We start from the raw sequence: 16,641 nt of genomic DNA on the forward strand, positions 1-16,641 counted from the left end.
AAGAAATAAGATAGAAAAAAGTAATATAGCAAGCAGTTTAAGTTTCATGACTGAATACCTCCTGTTATTATTCAAACAAATCATAATATAAATAAGTGCAGAAACCATGGATAATAAATTCTTTGTATGAAATTTTTATTTAATGCAATCGACAGTTGGCAATTAGTTAACAAATAATTCATATTTCTTTGCAGGCTCTTTCTGAGGATCATAGAAATTTCTGCAAAAAATAGTGTTAACATAAATCCTAAATAGGGGAGGTGGCGAGAATGGATAAATGGAGTAGACGAACATTTATTTCAAAAAAGGTAAAAGGAACAGCTGGTATATGTGCCATTTCAGTTCTTCCTCTTAGGTTGACAGTGTATCGACAGGGAAAAGGTGGATATGAGTGCGATGGCCAGCTTAGGGGAAATGGGGGAATTTCCAAAGAAAGTTCCTTATAAAACAACAGTTCTATATGCATGGGTTGAACAAAAAATGGAAGGCCTTGTACACATCAATGAAACAAAAATGATGATTCTTTAATCATAATGTCGACTTTATGTACACAGGATGTATTGCAGGAAATGCAGAAGAAGCCATTATGAAAGAAGGAATTACACTTTGCTGCCCCTGTCACGGAGGAAAGTATGATGAATTTGGTATTAATGTCAGGACCACTGGATGTTTTCAAAACGTAGATCCAAGACAGTAATGTGTAAATAGCCATTCCTAGCCCAATCAAAAGGGAAAAATCAAAAGGATGAACGGAGTGATGTCATATGTCGTGCTGTTCAAATAAGAAGGGGAAAATTAGAAAAAATAGAATACCAACTGGATTATTTTTAATAATCTGGTCTTTGATTGTAGGATTGATAGGCATAATTAGTTTATTTTTCAGATAAAAAAACTTGTAGTACTTAATAAACAGGCAACAATTGGGCCTGTTCATATTTTTGCGTTGTAAATTCTTATCGTACTTTCCAAATATGAAGATTTTATGGAGTTCAAAAGATTGTTAGATTTTTTAAAAATAAACGTGGCATAGTGAAATAAATCACTTTTGTACTCTTTTTTAGTTATTATGCTTTCCTTAAATTCGAAAAGGAGGAACATATCATGAATAATGTAAAAAAGAGTGTATTTATTTTTCTTTTGCTTTTAGGAGTGATACTGGCAGGATGCAGTTCAGCAAGTAATGCTGGGGAAGATAAAAAGAGTGAAAAAGAACCTGTATCTAAAGTAGAAAACAAGGAACGGGAAGATGATGAGAAAAAAGAAGAGGCCGATAAGAAGTCAACTGTCCAATATTATTTCACCGCAAACGAGGGAGGAAGTATCTCTAAAATTGATTCAGCTGATAATTCAATTAAATCGACAATAGAAGTAGATGGTTCGGTTCATAATGTGCAGGTTTCACCAGGTGGAAAAATGATTGGGGCAACAGTGGTGCCTAGTATGGCAGGGCACGGTGGAGAGGATGATGGTCACGGAGAAGAAAAGAAAATGGGTGCAAAAGCAGTTTTTTACAGCATAGAAAACGATGAATTAATACAGGAAGTCGAAGTTGGCAACCACCCTGCCCATATTGTTTTTTCAGAGGATGGGAAGTACGCTGCAGTAACAAACAATGAAGACAATAATGTGACCGTCATTGATATGCCGAGTTTTAATGTAATTAATACAGTGGAGACAGGGAAAGGGCCACATGGATTCAGAATTTCATCAGATAGCAAGAGAGCTTATATTGCCAACATGGGTGAAGACACAGTAAGTGTCGTTAACCTTGAATCCATGAAGGAAGAAAAGCGAATCAAAGTGGGAACTGCTCCCGTAACTACAGGTGTTACTTCTGATGGAAAAACTCTTGTCGCTACATTAAATGGAGAAAATGCTCTCGCTGTGGTTGATTTGGCTACTGATAAGGTTGATAAAATTCCAGTGGGGACTGGCCCTGCACAAGTATATATCGATGAGAATGATCAGTTTGCTTATGTTGCAAACCAGGGAACAGAAGAAGCTCCTTCCAGCAGTGTTACAGTTATAGATCTGGCTGCAAAGAAAACAATTACTGAAATCAAAACCGGAAAAGGTTCGCATGGAGTGGTAACAAGTCCGGACAACAAGAGGGTGTATGTGACGAATATGTTTGAAGATACGGTCAGCATCATCGATAAAGAACAGAATAAAGTCATTAAAACAATTGAAGTAGATGGAGTGCCGAATGGAATAAGCATTACAAATTAATTCATTTGTCATCACTATATAAATACAAAAACCCGAGACAATTGTCTATAAATTTTATTAGAATAGCTGAATTTGTGATAGACCCCAGATTCAAAAATAGAAACTGGGGTTTGTCTCTTACTAAAAATATTTATATTTTAGTAGATTGTAGTTTACGGTTGGCAGCATAAATTACCTTTGCCCTTTTCAAGAGCAGATTTTAAACTATCAAGTACACCTGACCATGCCATTTGGTGCCAGTTAAAAGCTTCAACCCAGTCCTCATTATCTTTAAATCCAGTATGCTTTATAATCACTTTTGTAGAACTTTCATTAATTGATTTGAAACTTACATTAACAGTTGTTAGGTCATTTTCATTGTTCATTAGTGTTTCGAATTGGTCTGGCGCTTTCCATGTAAAATGCAGTTCACTTTCGTTGATAAGTTTAGTGATTTTGCAGCCCTTCGTATTCATACCCGTCCTATTTCCAGGTATGAAATAAAGCTCGTAATTGCCACCTTCCTTAGCATCTACTACCGCTTCAGGTGCAAACCATTCAGAAACTCTTTCAGAGATTGTCCAAGCGTACCATACTAGATTTAATGGTGCATTAATTGTTACCTCCTTAATAATAGCGATATCATTTGTTTCAGTTTTCAAAAGAACCACCCTCCGTTGTAAAAATATTACAACTAAATAGTAACATTATTAAGAAAATTTAAAAATGATTAATTGTTAGATCTCTTAAAACCTACCCTGTTTCCTACACTTCCTTCTTTCTTTAATTCACTACCCTAGTAATGCTTTTCAGAAATACTGAGAGGGTGAATACAAAATTCACAGGAATTAACGTCTCCTCTTTACTTATAATTGGCCCTTTTAGAAATATTGCAGTTCTATATTAGATAAGCCGAAAAGTTAATTTGAGAATTCAGGAAGTTGATCCGTAACAATCAGGAGCTTTTTATCCCTTTGGATGACTCATCAATTTTCATGTATTTTAACCAGTTGCTGTTCTGATAGTTGATTCCTAGCCAAATCGCTCTATATACATTATCTAAGCCAATCGCAATCCAAACTCCTGCTATACCTAAGCCAAAATGTACACCCAATATATAAACACCAGCTGTTCGGATAATCCAGATGCCAATTGCAGTCGAGTACATCGGAAACTTTGTATTTTCTGCTGCTTGATATACGCCAGTTAAAATTAATACCACTGCTAAAGCAGGTTGTATAAAAGCATCAATTTGAAGGGCCAGTTTTATTTGTTGAACAACTTTATAATCATCGGTAAAGAAGTATGCTGCCCATTCTCCTAATATAAACAAGATGCCACCAAAGATTGTCATAAACACAGTGCCTGAAAGAATTGAGAGGTTTGCATATCTTTTCGCACCATGAATGTCATTTGCACCAAGCCTTTGACTAACCAAAGTGGTGGCTGCGGCGGCAAATCCATAGCCGATCATATACGAAAAAATTTCGATGTTTCCAGCAATTTGATGAGCTGCGAAAGTATTAGTGCCTAAGGCTACGATTATTCCAAAATATAGCACCTGCCCAATTCTCATGACTAATCTCTCTCCAGCTGCTGGCGAACCCAAGGTAATAAGGTTCCATAGTATCTGTTTATTTATTTTCCAGTTTAAAGGGTTGGCTGATATAGTATTGTATTTTAATAGATAAAAAGAGAGTCCGATGACACCTAATATCCTCGAAATAATGGTCGCATAAGCTGCACCTTCCAATCCAAGAGCTGGAATAATGAAAAAGCCAAATATAAGGATGTAGTCAAGAACGATATGAATGAGGTTCATATATATGCTAATTTTCATGGGTGTCTTTGTATCACCATTGCCCCGTAAAATGCTCCCCATTACAAACATTAATGAAATGAAAATGGAAGGTGTTGCTACAATTTGAAAGTAGATAGCAGCTGGCTTTAATACACTGTTCTCGACTTCCATTAAACGGAGTAGAGGTTCAGTCAGGAAAAAGGAAATCAATCCAAATATTACTCCTAAAATAATAGCAAGAATAATGGACTGATGACCGATTTCTTTCGCTTTTTCCTTATCTCCAGCACCTTGAAATTTGGCAATTAAAACATTTGCCGCAACACCAATTGACATAAAGACGGCAAAATATACAGCCAGGATTGCATTCGTAATACCGACAGCAGAAACTTCAATCAATCCTAGTTTAGAAACAAATAAAGTATCAACGAAGCCGAGAATGGTTTGAAAAAAATTCTCGATAACTGCTGGCATGGCTAAGAAGAGGATGGTTTTAAGAATTTGGCTATTCGATTCATCCGACCTTAGGGTTTGAACCATTCTAACCTCTCCTTACCGAATATATTTATCAATGGCTTCATTTAATTTTTCGATAACAGTATCATCTCCCTCTTTAACCGCCTCAACCACACAGCCTTCCAAATGATCTTTTAAAATTACTTTTCCGCAGCTGTTAAGGGCTGAACGGATAGCTGCAATCTGGATCATTAAGTCTCCACAGTCCCGCCCACTGGCAGCCATTTCCTTAACAGAACGTACGTGTCCCTCAATTTTCGCTAATCGATTCACAACATTCTTTCTCTGCTTGTGATGATCATATTTCATCTTATCACCTCAAAACAAGTATAACCCCCCAGGGGGGATAAAAAAAGTATATAAATTCTAAATTTTCAAATACTTTAATGTTCTAAGGTGTTTTTCATCAGGATTACTATAAATCTGTACAGAAGATAATAAAGATTGATTTTTAATTAAACTAAGGGGACAGGACCTATATAGAATGGGATTATGTTTTTATGAGGTTTTAAAATTAAATAAATTTATTAAAATTTGAAGCTTTGTTTGTTACAGATTTTTATTAAATAATTTATCATTTGTGCATATTTTCTCGATATTTGCTAGTTAAACTGCTAATTACAATAAAAAGAAGAGGTGATAACCCAATGGAAAAAATTGAGGCAATTGATCGCATAGCCTTTGAACTTGGACCGATTACTGTCTATTGGTATGGACTAATAATTGGAACAGGTTTGTTTTTAGGATGGCTTCTTGCGACAAGAGAATCAAGAAAACTTGGACTTGATAAAGATATTTTTGCGGATTTATTACTTTGGGCGATTCCAATATCCATTCTGAGTGCGAGATTATATTATGTTGTATTCAAGTGGGAATATTATATTGATAATCCCAGCAAGACTTTTGCCATATGGGAAGGCGGCATTGCTATCCATGGAGCATTAATAGGTGCAGTATTAACAGCAATCGTTTTTGCCAAAAAAAGAGGTGTTTCGTTTTGGAAACTTGCTGATATTGCTGCACCGAGCCTAATTCTTGGCCAGGCAATTGGTAGATGGGGTAATTTTATGAACCAGGAAGCGCATGGAGGGGAGGTTACCCGTTCTTTCCTTGAAGGACTTTTCTTACCGGACTTTATTATCAATCAAATGTATATTGAAGGTACCTATTATCATCCTACATTTTTATATGAGTCTCTATGGAATATTGCAGGCTTTGTCATTTTGATTGTTATTAGGAAACTTCCTTTAAGACGTGGAGAAGTCTTTCTTTCATACATTATTTGGTATTCTATTGGCAGATTTTTTATAGAAGGGCTTAGAACGGATAGCCTCATGCTAACAGAATCTTTAAGAATAGCCCAAGTTATGTCCCTCAGCCTAATTATAGGTGCAGCAGTTATGATTGTTTTTAGACGAAAGTTTGGGAAAACAAGTAATAGCTATGCGGGGGGTTAATTAATCAGCAAAGCACTAACAAGAAGCCATTGTTGGTGAAGATTTGATTCTGTTATTGCTTACAACACTACCAATTATGCAGTTTTTGTGGAGTTTATGTATAAGGTGGATGGGTAGAATTGAGGTATGTAAAAAAATTACCTTTTAGATTTAACAGTACTCCTTATTACTAGCCTTATCAGAGTTAAAATCCGAGGATACACATAATGGAACTCGAGGTTATAACACAAAAAATATAAAAAAGAAGAAAATTGATAAATGATATTGCTTAAGAGTTATCCTGTAAATATTTGCTGTCTGAAATCAGACAGCTTCTTTATTTTCGAATTAGCGGAGGCATCAAATGAAGCTAAAAAATCTTATTTCATCTATTGCTGGGACAAATGAAAATGTAGCTGATATTGAAGTAGTTCAAATTCAATTCAAATCAAGAAATGTAAAAAAAGGAGATATCTTTGTTGCGATCAAAGGATTAAGGCATGATGGTCACAATTTTATAAATGAAGCCATCTCCAAAGGAGCGGTCGCTGTTATAGGTGAAGAAAACAATTATTCTCTACCTGTTCCTTACATCAAAGTAGAAGATACAAGGAAAGCTCTTGGGAGACTTGCAAAAACACTATATAGAGATCCTTCATTGATTCATAACATGATTGGGATTACAGGAACAAATGGAAAAACCACAACAGCTTATATGGTAAAACACATTTTCGAAACTGCAAAGGAGTCCTGTTCACTCTTTAGCACTGTCTCAAATTTTGTAAACGGAATCGAGCTTATGTCTACTGCAACAACACCCGATATACTAGAATTAAATAATATGCTGAGGATGAGCACGGATAAGAATGTGGTGATGGAAGTTTCATCACATGGTCTCCATCAGAAGAGGGTAGAGGGTTTGGAATTTAATTATGGGGTTTTCACCAACCTTACTCATGATCATTTAGACTATCATCAAGATATGGATGATTATTTTAATACAAAAGCAGAACTATTCAAGCTTCTGAAAAAAAATGGCGAAGCAATCATTAACTCATCCTGTCCCTGGGGAATGAAATTAATGAATCAACTTAAAAATAATAGACAAACTGTCTTTTCTTATGGAAATTCGGAAAACGACGACCTTCAGTTATTATGTACGGAAGCTGGAATTTCAAAGATAAAAGTAAAGGAATCGAATGAAATATTTGAGATCAAAATGCCTATGCCAGGCAAACATAACTTACAAAACGCACTTGGTGCGATACTATGTACATTGCGGGCAGGGGTAAAAATCCAGAATATCATATATGCCGTAGAAAATTTCCCTGGTGTTCCTGGACGTTTTGAAGAAATTCGACATCGAGGTGCTAATTTTATCTTAGATTACGCGCATACTCCTGATGGTCTAGAAAACCTTTTACAGACTGTTAAAAGCATGAAACAAAATAGGATTATTCACATTTTTGGGTTTAGAGGGAACAAAGATAAGACTAAGCGACTAGATATGCTCGACATTTCTGCTAAATATTGCGATGAGATTATTTTAACGTTTGATGATTTAAATGGAGTTTCGAAAGATTTAATGGTAACCGATTTGGAAAAAGCAGTAAAATATCTTGAAAGTAGGAATGTCCACTTGATTATAGATAGGACAAGGGCTATTGAATATGCGTGGAAAAACTCAGAAAAAGGGGATCACATAGTGATAACCGGCAAAGGGCCTGAACCATATGAGCAAGAGTTTGAAATTCCCACCGATAACGATGCGGGAACAATTAAATATTTATTTTCAAAGTATTACAATACATCTAAGGCTTAAATAAAGATTACCAAGATAAAATAGCAAGAACACCATTTTATTTCAGAGAAAATCAAATTTTACTGAATGTACGAAAGCCCATGTTTATACAATGGACTTTCGTACTTTTTTATTGTTAACTGCATATTTTCTTGATATTAATGTGTAATAATATTTTTTATCTTTTATCACAGCGACCTATTTCAATTAAAAGGAAATGACCTTGTTAGCAGTGTAAAGAAAAATGAAAAGAGGGATAGTTATCCATGGGGTTACTAATGAGGCATTTAATTATTGGATCGGTAACTATACTTTTAGTATATATTTTCTTAACAAGTAGATCGGAATGGAGTGATATGCACTCTTGGAACCGGGCATTTGCTGATGTATCGCTCATTTTTCTTTTCATAACCATTATGATTGGGCCTTTGAGCCGGCTAAGTAACCTCTTTGTACGCTTTTTATCTTGGAGAAGAGAGCTTGGGATTTGGTGCTCCATTTTGGCTCTACTGCATGTATATGTACTTTTCCAAGGGTGGTTTTACTGGGAACCAATTAGATTAATAATTGGCGTTAATCAAGAAACAGGCCAGCTTACATTTGATCCCGGCTTTACTCTTGCAAACCTGTTAGGTTCTATAGGTCTTTTATATTTGTTTTTACTAGCTTTGATCTCAAATAAAAAAGCAATAGAATTACTGGGCAAAAGGGGATGGGACTACCTGCAGCAAAAAAGCGGAACTCTATATATTTTAGTTGTATTACACACGGCATTCTTTCTCTTCTTTTTTAGATTAGGCAGTTACAATTGGGTGCAAAAGCCTTTTCTAGGACTGTTGACAGTTGTTTTCGTGATTCAGTAGATTGCATTTTTTAAAACGGTATTTAAAAGTAAAAAAAGAAGACAGTAGGCTGCCGTTTTGAATGCGGAATTTTGAGAAAAATACAACTGAGGAAATAAAGATGAAATTATTTTTAATTTTAAACAGTTTGGCTGCAGCAACTCTTATGTTAATTCTCATATTAGGGAAAGAAGAGCTCACAAAACTATTGAATTTGCTAGTTTCAGAGGCTCCTAAAGAAGTTTACAGCGATCTTGGCGAGGTGCATGATTATACAAATAAAATTGTAAAGATAAAAGATCAAGTTCTTCTTGATGCGCCTGTAATTAAGCAGTTTCCCGAACTTCCAAGAGGATGCGAGGTGACAAGCCTTGCAATGCTGCTGCAATACAGTGGCATTGACACTGATAAAATGACTCTTGCAAAAGAAATTAAAAAGAATGCTGTTCCTCTAAAGAAAGAAGGAGGCCATATTTTTTGGGGACATCCAAATGATGGCTTTATTGGGGATATGTATTCATATGATAATCCCGGATTAGGAGTATACCATAAACCAATAAAGGAATTAGCTGAAAAGTATATGCCTGGACAAATTATTGATTTAACAGGAAGAGAGTTTTCCGAGCTTATGATTTTTCTTTCATTGGACACTCCAGTCTGGATTATAACAAATACAACTTATAGGGAATTGCCCAAAACAGCATTTGAAAAATGGAAAACACCTGCTGGAGAAATAGATATTACCTATAAAGAACACTCGGTCCTGATAACTGGATATGATGAAAAAAATATATTTTTTAACGACCCTATAACGGGGATGAAAAATAAGTCTATGAACAAAGAAGACTTTCTTAAAGCCTGGAAGCAAATGGGGAGTCAGGCAGTGACCTTCATTCCTAAAAGAGTTTTAAAATGAATATATTAAACTACGAAAAAATTTTTTAATGTTAGGAGTGTTAATATGAATGGTGTTAATCTTGTAAAATCACTATTAAACAAGAGGCTAGGCCTATTTTATTTTGCAGTTTTACTCTTCTGGATAAAAACATATCTAATTTATAAAACCGAATTTAATCTTGGAGTAAATAATGGGATGCAACAGTTTCTACTAGTGCTCAACCCCGTTAGTTCAGCATTATTATTCCTGGGAATTGCTCTATTATTTAAAGGAAGAAAACAGCATTGGATGCTCCTGGCCATCAATTTTGTGCTAACTTTCTTCTTATATGCTAATGTTGCTTATTATCGATTCTTTAACGACTTTATTACAATTCCGGTTCTTTTTCAGACACAAAATTTTGGAAAAGTTGGAGGGAGTGCAGTTGCTCTTTTAGAGCCAACAGATATATTCTATTTCTCTGATACCATTTTGTTGTTTGCCCTTATTCTTTCAAAGAGACTGAAAATGCCTGACAGATTACCGAGAAGATCTTTAGGTAAGTTATATTTAGTGGGGCTATTGATACTTGGAATAAATGTTGGGCTTGCTGAAGCGGATAGGCCACAATTGCTGACTAGAAGTTTTGATAGGAATTACCTTGTAAAGTATCTTGGAGCATTTAACTTTGCCATATATGATATTGTCCAAAACGCTAGGTCTTCTGCCCAAAGAGTTATGGCTGACAGCAGTGATATTACAACAGTTGAAAATTACACATTATCAAAGAATACAGAGAAAAATCCGGATTATTTTGGTGCAGCCAAAGGGATGAATGTCATTTACATTTCGATGGAATCTTTTCAGAACTTTCTTATCGGATATAAGCTTCATGGAGAAGAGGTTACGCCATTCTTAAATTCATTGGCAAAAGATCCGAATACAATCTATTTTCCGAATTTCTTTCATCAAACAGCACAGGGCAAAACGTCTGACGCCGAGTTCCTAATGGAAAATTCTTTGTATCCCCTTCCTCAAGGTTCTGTATTTACGACTAAAGCACAAAATACGTTTCAGGGATTACCGGCTATCTTAAAAGACAAGGGCTACTATTCTGCTGTTTTCCATGGAAACTACAAGTCGTTTTGGAACCGGGAAGAAATGTACAAGTCTTTAGGATACGATATGTTTTATGATGCCACTTATTATAATATGCGAGAGGAAAATGTTATTAACTACGGTCTAGAAGATAAACCGTTTTTTAAAGAAACAATTCCTTATTTACAATCCATTCCTCAGCCGTTTTACACCAAATTAATTACGCTTTCTAATCATTTTCCATATCTGATTGACGAAGAAGATCAGTCGATAGCCCCTGCACAAACTGGTGATGAAACAGTTGATGGTTATTTCCAGACGGCCCGATATTTAGATGAAGCACTAAAGCAGTTTTTTGAAGATCTAAAGATTTCTGGTCTTGATAAAAACACAATGGTTGTAATGTACGGAGATCATTATGGAATTTCTGAAAACCGCAAAAAAGCAATGTCGAATGTTTTAAACAGGGACATAAATAACTTTGAACAAGCTCAACTTCAGAGAGTGCCTCTATTTATATACGCTCCAGGCCTGAAGGGTTTTGTTAATGAAACATATGGGGGAGAAGTTGATGTGCGGCCAACAGTATTAAATTTACTCGGTGTTGACACAACACATCAGGTTGCCTTTGGAACAGACTTATTATCTAAAAATAGAGATGAAATAGTCGCATTTAGAAATGGCGATTACATTACGGATAAAGTGACATCCGTTAAAGGTAAAATTTATGAGAACGATACAGGGCAAATTGTAGAGGATGCGACACCATATCAAAAATACTCAGAGATTGTTAAAAACGAATTAGAGTTATCTGATAAGGTGGTATATGGAGATTTGCTTCGTTTCCACAAACTTAGCGGTATTAAAACTCCAGATAAAACAAAATTGGATTATACAAAAGCCGAGCATTACAATGAAGATTGGACTCAGGAGCAGAAATAGAATTCAGGGGGGGATGCCCCCTTTTTTATTCATATTTTCTGCATATTTTAGAAGGTATATTGTCTTTTCAGTTACTTTTTTATAGAATACAAATCGTAACGGTTACTATTTAACATCATAGGAGGAAGCACTTTGTATAAATCAATTTGGCTAATACTGTTTGCCATCGGCATTTTAGTCCTTGGGGGATGCAGTAAAGCAACTCAAGAGGACAAAAACATTCAAACAGATGATGAGAAGATAAAAATTTACACAACAATTTTTCCGCTCAAGGATTTTGTTGAAAAAATTGGAGGGGAGTTAGTACAAGTGGAAAATATTGTTCCTGCAGGATCGGATGCTCATTCCTTTGAACCTACAACTAAAACCATGGTCAAAATAGCAGAGGGGGATGCATTTATCTATTTAGGAACCGGAATAGAAGGGTTTGCCGATGCGGTCATTAATGCCGTGAAAAATGAAGATACAGCCATTGTAAAAGCATCAGAAGGAATTCCTTTAATTGGTGCTTCAGAATCCTCTGAAGATGCACAACATGAAGAAGAAAATAATGAGGAGCATGCTGGTGAAGAAGGAGATGATGTTGATCCTCATGTTTGGCTTGACCCAGGCAGGTCCGTGCAGCTTGCGGGAAATATAAAGAATGCATTAATCAAAATTGATCCTAGCCAGCAAGATTACTTTGAAAAGAACTTCCAGGCTCTCAAAAATAACTTAGAAACAGTAGATTCTAACTTTGAAAGCATGGTCAACGAATCACAAAATAAAACCTTCATCGTCGCCCATTCTGCATACGGTTATTGGGAAGATGCATATGGCTTAAAGCAAATAGGAATTAGCGGCCTTTCTCCTAGTGCTGAACCTTCTCAAAAAAAGCTCGAAGAAATCATTAAGACCGCTGAAAATGCTGAATTAAATTATATCCTATTCGAGCAAAATGTCGAGAATCGGGTTGCTGAGGTGATAAAAAGAGAACTCGGTGCAGAAACTCTGACTCTTCATAATTTAGAATCATTAACAGAAGAAGATATTCAAAATAATGAAGACTATATAAGCTTAATGAATAAAAATATTGAAACCTTAAAACAAGCATTAAATAATAAGTAAAGGATATCAAACCAGCTTTGAATAAAGCCCTTTCTAATTAGTTCCATTTTTGTAATGGATAAAAACATGTATTAATTTGCAGCCTAAATCGCATAGTGATTTAGGCTGCTTTCTCTTTGTTAAGTCAATAATTGTGGAGTCTTAGTAACCAAATAGTAAATAATAATGTAACATTGCAGCTTCTCTTAATTTGGTTTGGGAAACCAAATGTTTTAATAATCCTTTAGGAGGTATATACCCATGTCAAATAATTTAAAGGAGGAAGACAATGACCAACAAAATTTTAAAAATATCAGGATTAGGTTTGGCATCGCTCGGAATCGTTTTTTCAGCTGGGGGAGTTTCTGCAGATGCCCACAATATGGGAGTCAAAATGCAAAACAGTGCACAAGTTAAAGCTGAATCGAACTTTGAGAAAAATCTAGCTAAAATAGACAAAAAAGTGAATGCTATTATCGTTAAGATAAAGGGAATTAGAGCATCCCTTGAAGAACCCCCTTTATCTGCTGAAGAGGTAGAGAGATACAAGGAATATAAAGAAGAAATTGACGATCTACTTAATCGTTTAAACGCTACGGAAAAGCATTTAGAGGCCATAACTAAAAATACAGACAAACCAAATGTTTCCTCGGAAGAGATCGAAGGACTGCTTAATGAAGTGCGCCTTAATGCTTTAGAAATCAAAGAAACAATTGAATTTCATTTTGCTGAGACAATGTCAAGTTCAGGTGACGTTCCTGATAAACTTGAAGAAGCTGAGAATCCAGCTTTTGAAATCGGCAGTCAGGCCATAATTGAAGCAGATCATATGCCAGGCATGAAAGGTGCGCTAGCAACCATTGCAGGAGCATATGAGACTACTGCTTACTCTGTTACGTATTATCCTACGACTGGAGAAGAGCCGGTAAAAGATCATAAATGGGTCATCCATGAGGAAATTGAAAACGCTGGGGAAGAGTCTCTTAAACCTGGTACAGAAGTTACCCTTATTGCAGATCATATGGAAGGTATGGACGGAGCAAAAGCGGTCATTGAATCAGCGGCCGAAACTAATGTCTATATGCTTGACTTTACTACCACAACCGGCGAAAAAGTAGATAATCACAAATGGATCATTGAAAGTGAACTAGCACCAATTGAGTAGAAGTTATTAGATATTTAAAGCATATTAGCAAAGCCAATGTATACAAGCCTTTTCTCTTGTATATATTCGGCTTTTTTAATAGAGATAATAGTGAATTCTTTAAAAAGGATATCTATCGGTTTACAAATAATTCTTTGAGGATCACAAAGTACAGGCAGACTCCTAATCTTTGTAAGGAGATCAACCGTTTTTATAACCCGAAAACCCCCTAATCATTTCCTGCTACAATGGAGACTTCAAATCCATTAAAAATCCATACTTTTTTGAGAAACTAATCTCAAAAAGATAGGTGTGAAGAAATGGATATTTCAAGAAATGAAGTGATCATACAAAGATATGACAGAATTTCTCTTCTCTATGACTGGATGGATAAGATGATTAAGGATGAATGGAGAAATAGTCTATTGGCCAATGTCAGAGGAGACATTCTGGAGGTAGGGATCGGAACAGGAATAAACCTTAAATATTATCCAAAAGATATTAATTCCTTAACTGGCGTAGATTTTAGTGAAGGAATGCTCAACTTAGCAAGGAAGAAGAAAAAAAAATTACAAGTAGATTTTAAAGTGAATTTGATGAATGCTGATATCCAGGTCCTTCCATTCCCTGACAATACTTTCGACTCTATCGTTTCAACCTGTGTGTTTTGCTCTGTTCCTGATCCGGTAAAAGGGTTAAAGGAACTTAAAAGAGTATGTAAGCCTGAAGGAGAGATTTTTATGATTGAGCATATGAGAAGCAGCAACCCTCTTGCAGGAGTGTTAATGGACGCGCTTAATCCATTAACAGTTAGGCTTTGGGGAGCCAATATTAACCGGGATACACTACATAATATAGATCAATCAGGACTAGTTATAGTAGATAATATTCCATTAATGGGTACGGTTGTCCGAAAACTTACTTTAGGGCCAAATAATTAAATACAAGTACTTTGTTGAATGAGGCTATGCAAAATTATGCATTTTTTATGCAGTTTATTTTCTTAAAGTAGGGGGAATCTATTTAATGAATTAGAATATTGGAAAGGATGATCCTATGTATAGCCAAACCTATGAACAATGCATTCAGGCATGTCTTGAATGTATAGAGGCCTGCAATATTTGTTATGATGCATGCCTTCGCGAGGATGATTTGAAAATGATGGTAGACTGTATCCGGATGGATCGTGATTGTGCAGATATTTGTGCTTTTGCTACAAAATCGATGCAATCCAATAGCCCCTTTATAAAACAGATATGTCAATTATGTGCCGAAATTTGTGAAGCATGTGGAAACGAATGCAAGAAACATCAACATGAACATTGTCAAAAATGTGCAGATGCTTGCTTTAAATGCGCAGATGCTTGCCGTCAAATGGTACAATAAGCAATAAACAGGCACCTGAGGTGCCTGTTTTTGTTTGTATGAATTGAAATCAAAATGAAAAGCCCGCTCATCACAGTGAAAAAATACAAACTCTATTAGATCTAAAAGTTCTTCCTAGATTCTATTCTATTATCCTTCTTCTGTTCATATATTCTGAGTAGAAAACAGAATAAATAGAACGGAGGGGTACAAATGAAAGAAAGGAAGAATACATCTATTTTGTTTATACGAGTTCACTGGATTTATTTATCCCTATTTTTCTTGATTTTTAGTATTTCATTTTTTATAAACTTTCTTGATTTAAAAGAAAGATTAAATTCTTCCATAATAACAGCTACTAGTGAAAAAGTGCATACTAATTTCTTTCTAAGGCTAATGTCTACTGAAATAGGTCCGCTAAAATCAAGTATTAAGGAAGAAGAAGAGCCCTCCATTTCCCAAGTTGTATTTCACACCTTTACAAATATTTGGCCAGAAGACATTCGGACTTTTCTTGGCAGAGAAATACCTGGATTCTCTACTTTTAACACCGAAATTGCCATTGCAGGTCTCGGAACAGACCTTACCACGTTGCCTATTGAATCAGCTCCACCGTTGGAGATGCTGTTGAAAGAGAAAGAGCAGGCAGAAAAAGACCAAGATCAACCAAAAGGTACAGAAGAAAAGGGAGCTTCACCAATCCCTAAAACCGGAAAAGATGTTGCGTATATTTATCATTCACACAGCTGGGAGGCCTTTTTGCCTTTACTTCCCGGAAAAAAAACGGCTAATGAAGCTGTAAGTTTAAATGAAAGTAAAAATATTATAGCCGTGGGTAAAAAGCTGAAAGAAGAATTAATGAAACGAGGGATAGGAGCAAATCATAGTACATCTAATGTTACAGAAGAATTGAAAAAGAAAAATTGGAATTATAATTATTCTTATGCTCTATCAAGAGAAACAGTAAAAGAGGTAATGGCCCAAAACTCTTCCATTAATTATCTTATTGATATTCACAGAGACTCCCAGCCAAAGAAACTAACAACTACTATGATAAACGGTAAGCCATTTGCAAGATTATTTTTTATAGTCGGGAAGGAAAATATAAACTACGAAAGGAACCTTGCATTAGCTAAAGAATTAAACAAAAAACTAGAAGAAAAGTATCCAGGGATTAGCAGAGGTGTATTTATTAAAACAAAAGACGATGGGAACGGAGTTTATAACCAAGACCTTTCCAGCCAGTCCATGCTGCTTGAGTTTGGGGGAGTAGAAAATAACAACACTGAACTTGATCATTCTATTGAAGCGTTTGCGGAGATTTTCAGTGAATATTATTGGGACGCTGAGGAAGTAAGCGGAAATGAAGGATGATTTATATCCTTAACTGCTGATAGGCTGCATTTTTTCATCTACACATTTCTTTTAGAAAGATTGAAGCTGATTTTTGAACATTCAAAGATCGGCTTTTTTAATTATATTACGATATTTTTTTCAACACATAACCCCCCACTCTATTAGTAAA

The 16,641-nt window shown here is 35.5% G+C and carries 15 protein-coding genes; 12 read left to right on the top strand and 3 right to left on the bottom strand.

The features are described from left to right. The first annotated feature begins 396 nt into the window (after positions 1 to 396). Together PBF_RS27075 and PBF_RS19650 are read left to right on the top strand one after the other, a co-directional pair. Positions 397 to 528 (top strand): hypothetical protein, encoded by a 132-nt coding sequence (locus tag PBF_RS27075; RefSeq protein WP_268745129.1) that lies wholly within the window; start codon positions 397 to 399, stop codon positions 526 to 528. A gap of 573 nt (positions 529 to 1,101) precedes the next feature. Further along, positions 1,102 to 2,229 carry a beta-propeller fold lactonase family protein gene (locus tag PBF_RS19650; protein WP_035332157.1) on the top strand — a complete coding sequence of 376 codons (1,128 nt, stop codon included), beginning with the start codon at positions 1,102 to 1,104 and terminating at the stop codon, positions 2,227 to 2,229. A 152-nt stretch (positions 2,230 to 2,381) separates the two neighbouring features. Here the strand turns inward: PBF_RS19650 and PBF_RS19655 are convergent, their stop codons facing one another. From PBF_RS19655 to PBF_RS19665, 3 genes are all read right to left on the bottom strand, one after another. Next, entirely contained in the window at positions 2,382 to 2,870 is a 489-nt protein-coding gene (locus PBF_RS19655) for an SRPBCC family protein (protein ID WP_035332158.1), read from the bottom strand. Positions 2,871 to 3,163: 293 nt separating this feature from the next. Then, positions 3,164 to 4,549, bottom strand: a complete 1,386-nt coding sequence (locus PBF_RS19660) for an MATE family efflux transporter (protein ID WP_051488954.1) — start codon at positions 4,547 to 4,549, stop codon at positions 3,164 to 3,166. Positions 4,550 to 4,561: 12 nt separating this feature from the next. Next, positions 4,562 to 4,834 (bottom strand): metal-sensing transcriptional repressor, encoded by a 273-nt coding sequence (locus tag PBF_RS19665; RefSeq protein WP_035332159.1) that lies wholly within the window; start codon positions 4,832 to 4,834, stop codon positions 4,562 to 4,564. Between the two features lie 338 nt (positions 4,835 to 5,172). Between PBF_RS19665 and lgt the strand changes: the two genes are divergently transcribed. From lgt to spoIIP, 10 genes are all read left to right on the top strand, one after another. Further along, a complete protein-coding gene (gene lgt, locus PBF_RS19670) occupies positions 5,173 to 5,982 on the top strand; it encodes a prolipoprotein diacylglyceryl transferase (RefSeq protein WP_035332161.1) in 810 nt (269 codons plus the stop codon). A 343-nt stretch (positions 5,983 to 6,325) separates the two neighbouring features. Then, positions 6,326 to 7,783, top strand: a complete 1,458-nt coding sequence (locus tag PBF_RS19675) for a UDP-N-acetylmuramoyl-L-alanyl-D-glutamate--2,6-diaminopimelate ligase (RefSeq protein WP_035332162.1) — start codon at positions 6,326 to 6,328, stop codon at positions 7,781 to 7,783. A 245-nt stretch (positions 7,784 to 8,028) separates the two neighbouring features. Next, positions 8,029 to 8,625, top strand: a complete 597-nt coding sequence (locus tag PBF_RS19680) for a ferric reductase-like transmembrane domain-containing protein (RefSeq protein WP_051488955.1) — start codon at positions 8,029 to 8,031, stop codon at positions 8,623 to 8,625. A gap of 100 nt (positions 8,626 to 8,725) precedes the next feature. Continuing rightward, complete coding sequence (locus tag PBF_RS19685) at positions 8,726 to 9,520, top strand: C39 family peptidase (RefSeq protein WP_033196533.1); 795 nt, start codon at positions 8,726 to 8,728, stop codon at positions 9,518 to 9,520. Between the two features lie 45 nt (positions 9,521 to 9,565). Beyond that, positions 9,566 to 11,521: an LTA synthase family protein gene (locus tag PBF_RS19690; RefSeq protein ID WP_035332163.1), complete on the top strand. Its 1,956-nt coding sequence runs from the start codon at positions 9,566 to 9,568 to the stop codon at positions 11,519 to 11,521. A 132-nt stretch (positions 11,522 to 11,653) separates the two neighbouring features. Then, positions 11,654 to 12,628, top strand: coding sequence for a metal ABC transporter substrate-binding protein (locus tag PBF_RS19695; protein WP_035332164.1), 975 nt, complete (start codon positions 11,654 to 11,656; stop codon positions 12,626 to 12,628). Positions 12,629 to 13,286: 658 nt separating this feature from the next. After that, complete coding sequence (locus tag PBF_RS19700) at positions 13,287 to 13,772, top strand: YdhK family protein (RefSeq protein ID WP_035332226.1); 486 nt, start codon at positions 13,287 to 13,289, stop codon at positions 13,770 to 13,772. Positions 13,773 to 14,071: 299 nt separating this feature from the next. Then, on the top strand, positions 14,072 to 14,692 hold the full coding sequence (locus PBF_RS19705) for a class I SAM-dependent methyltransferase (RefSeq protein WP_019380869.1): 621 nt from the start codon (positions 14,072 to 14,074) through the stop codon (positions 14,690 to 14,692). A gap of 115 nt (positions 14,693 to 14,807) precedes the next feature. Then, positions 14,808 to 15,137 (top strand): four-helix bundle copper-binding protein, encoded by a 330-nt coding sequence (locus tag PBF_RS19710; RefSeq protein ID WP_019380870.1) that lies wholly within the window; start codon positions 14,808 to 14,810, stop codon positions 15,135 to 15,137. Between the two features lie 192 nt (positions 15,138 to 15,329). Further along, positions 15,330 to 16,490, top strand: a complete 1,161-nt coding sequence (gene spoIIP, locus PBF_RS19715; protein ID WP_019380871.1) for a stage II sporulation protein P — start codon at positions 15,330 to 15,332, stop codon at positions 16,488 to 16,490. Positions 16,491 to 16,641: the final 151 nt, after the last annotated feature.

The sequence above is a fragment of the Cytobacillus firmus DS1 genome (assembly GCF_000565285.1).
Lineage (GTDB): Bacteria > Bacillota > Bacilli > Bacillales > Cytobacillaceae > Cytobacillus > Cytobacillus firmus_A.

Bases quoted from the DNA above. Each gene is read 5' to 3' on its own strand.
- PBF_RS19680 (WP_051488955.1), top strand. From the start codon at position 8,029: ATGGGGTTACTAATGAGGCATTTAATTATTGGATCGGTAACTATACTT.
- spoIIP (WP_019380871.1), top strand. From the start codon at position 15,330: ATGAAAGAAAGGAAGAATACATCTATTTTGTTTATACGAGTTCACTGG.
- PBF_RS19710 (WP_019380870.1), top strand. From the start codon at position 14,808: ATGTATAGCCAAACCTATGAACAATGCATTCAGGCATGTCTTGAATGT.
- PBF_RS19690 (WP_035332163.1), top strand. From the start codon at position 9,566: ATGAATGGTGTTAATCTTGTAAAATCACTATTAAACAAGAGGCTAGGC.
- PBF_RS19675 (WP_035332162.1), top strand. From the start codon at position 6,326: ATGAAGCTAAAAAATCTTATTTCATCTATTGCTGGGACAAATGAAAAT.
- PBF_RS19660 (WP_051488954.1), bottom strand. From the start codon at position 4,549: ATGGTTCAAACCCTAAGGTCGGATGAATCGAATAGCCAAATTCTTAAA.
- PBF_RS19650 (WP_035332157.1), top strand. From the start codon at position 1,102: ATGAATAATGTAAAAAAGAGTGTATTTATTTTTCTTTTGCTTTTAGGA.
- PBF_RS27075 (WP_268745129.1), top strand. From the start codon at position 397: ATGGCCAGCTTAGGGGAAATGGGGGAATTTCCAAAGAAAGTTCCTTAT.
- PBF_RS19665 (WP_035332159.1), bottom strand. From the start codon at position 4,834: ATGAAATATGATCATCACAAGCAGAGAAAGAATGTTGTGAATCGATTA.
- PBF_RS19705 (WP_019380869.1), top strand. From the start codon at position 14,072: ATGGATATTTCAAGAAATGAAGTGATCATACAAAGATATGACAGAATT.
- PBF_RS19685 (WP_033196533.1), top strand. From the start codon at position 8,726: ATGAAATTATTTTTAATTTTAAACAGTTTGGCTGCAGCAACTCTTATG.
- lgt (WP_035332161.1), top strand. From the start codon at position 5,173: ATGGAAAAAATTGAGGCAATTGATCGCATAGCCTTTGAACTTGGACCG.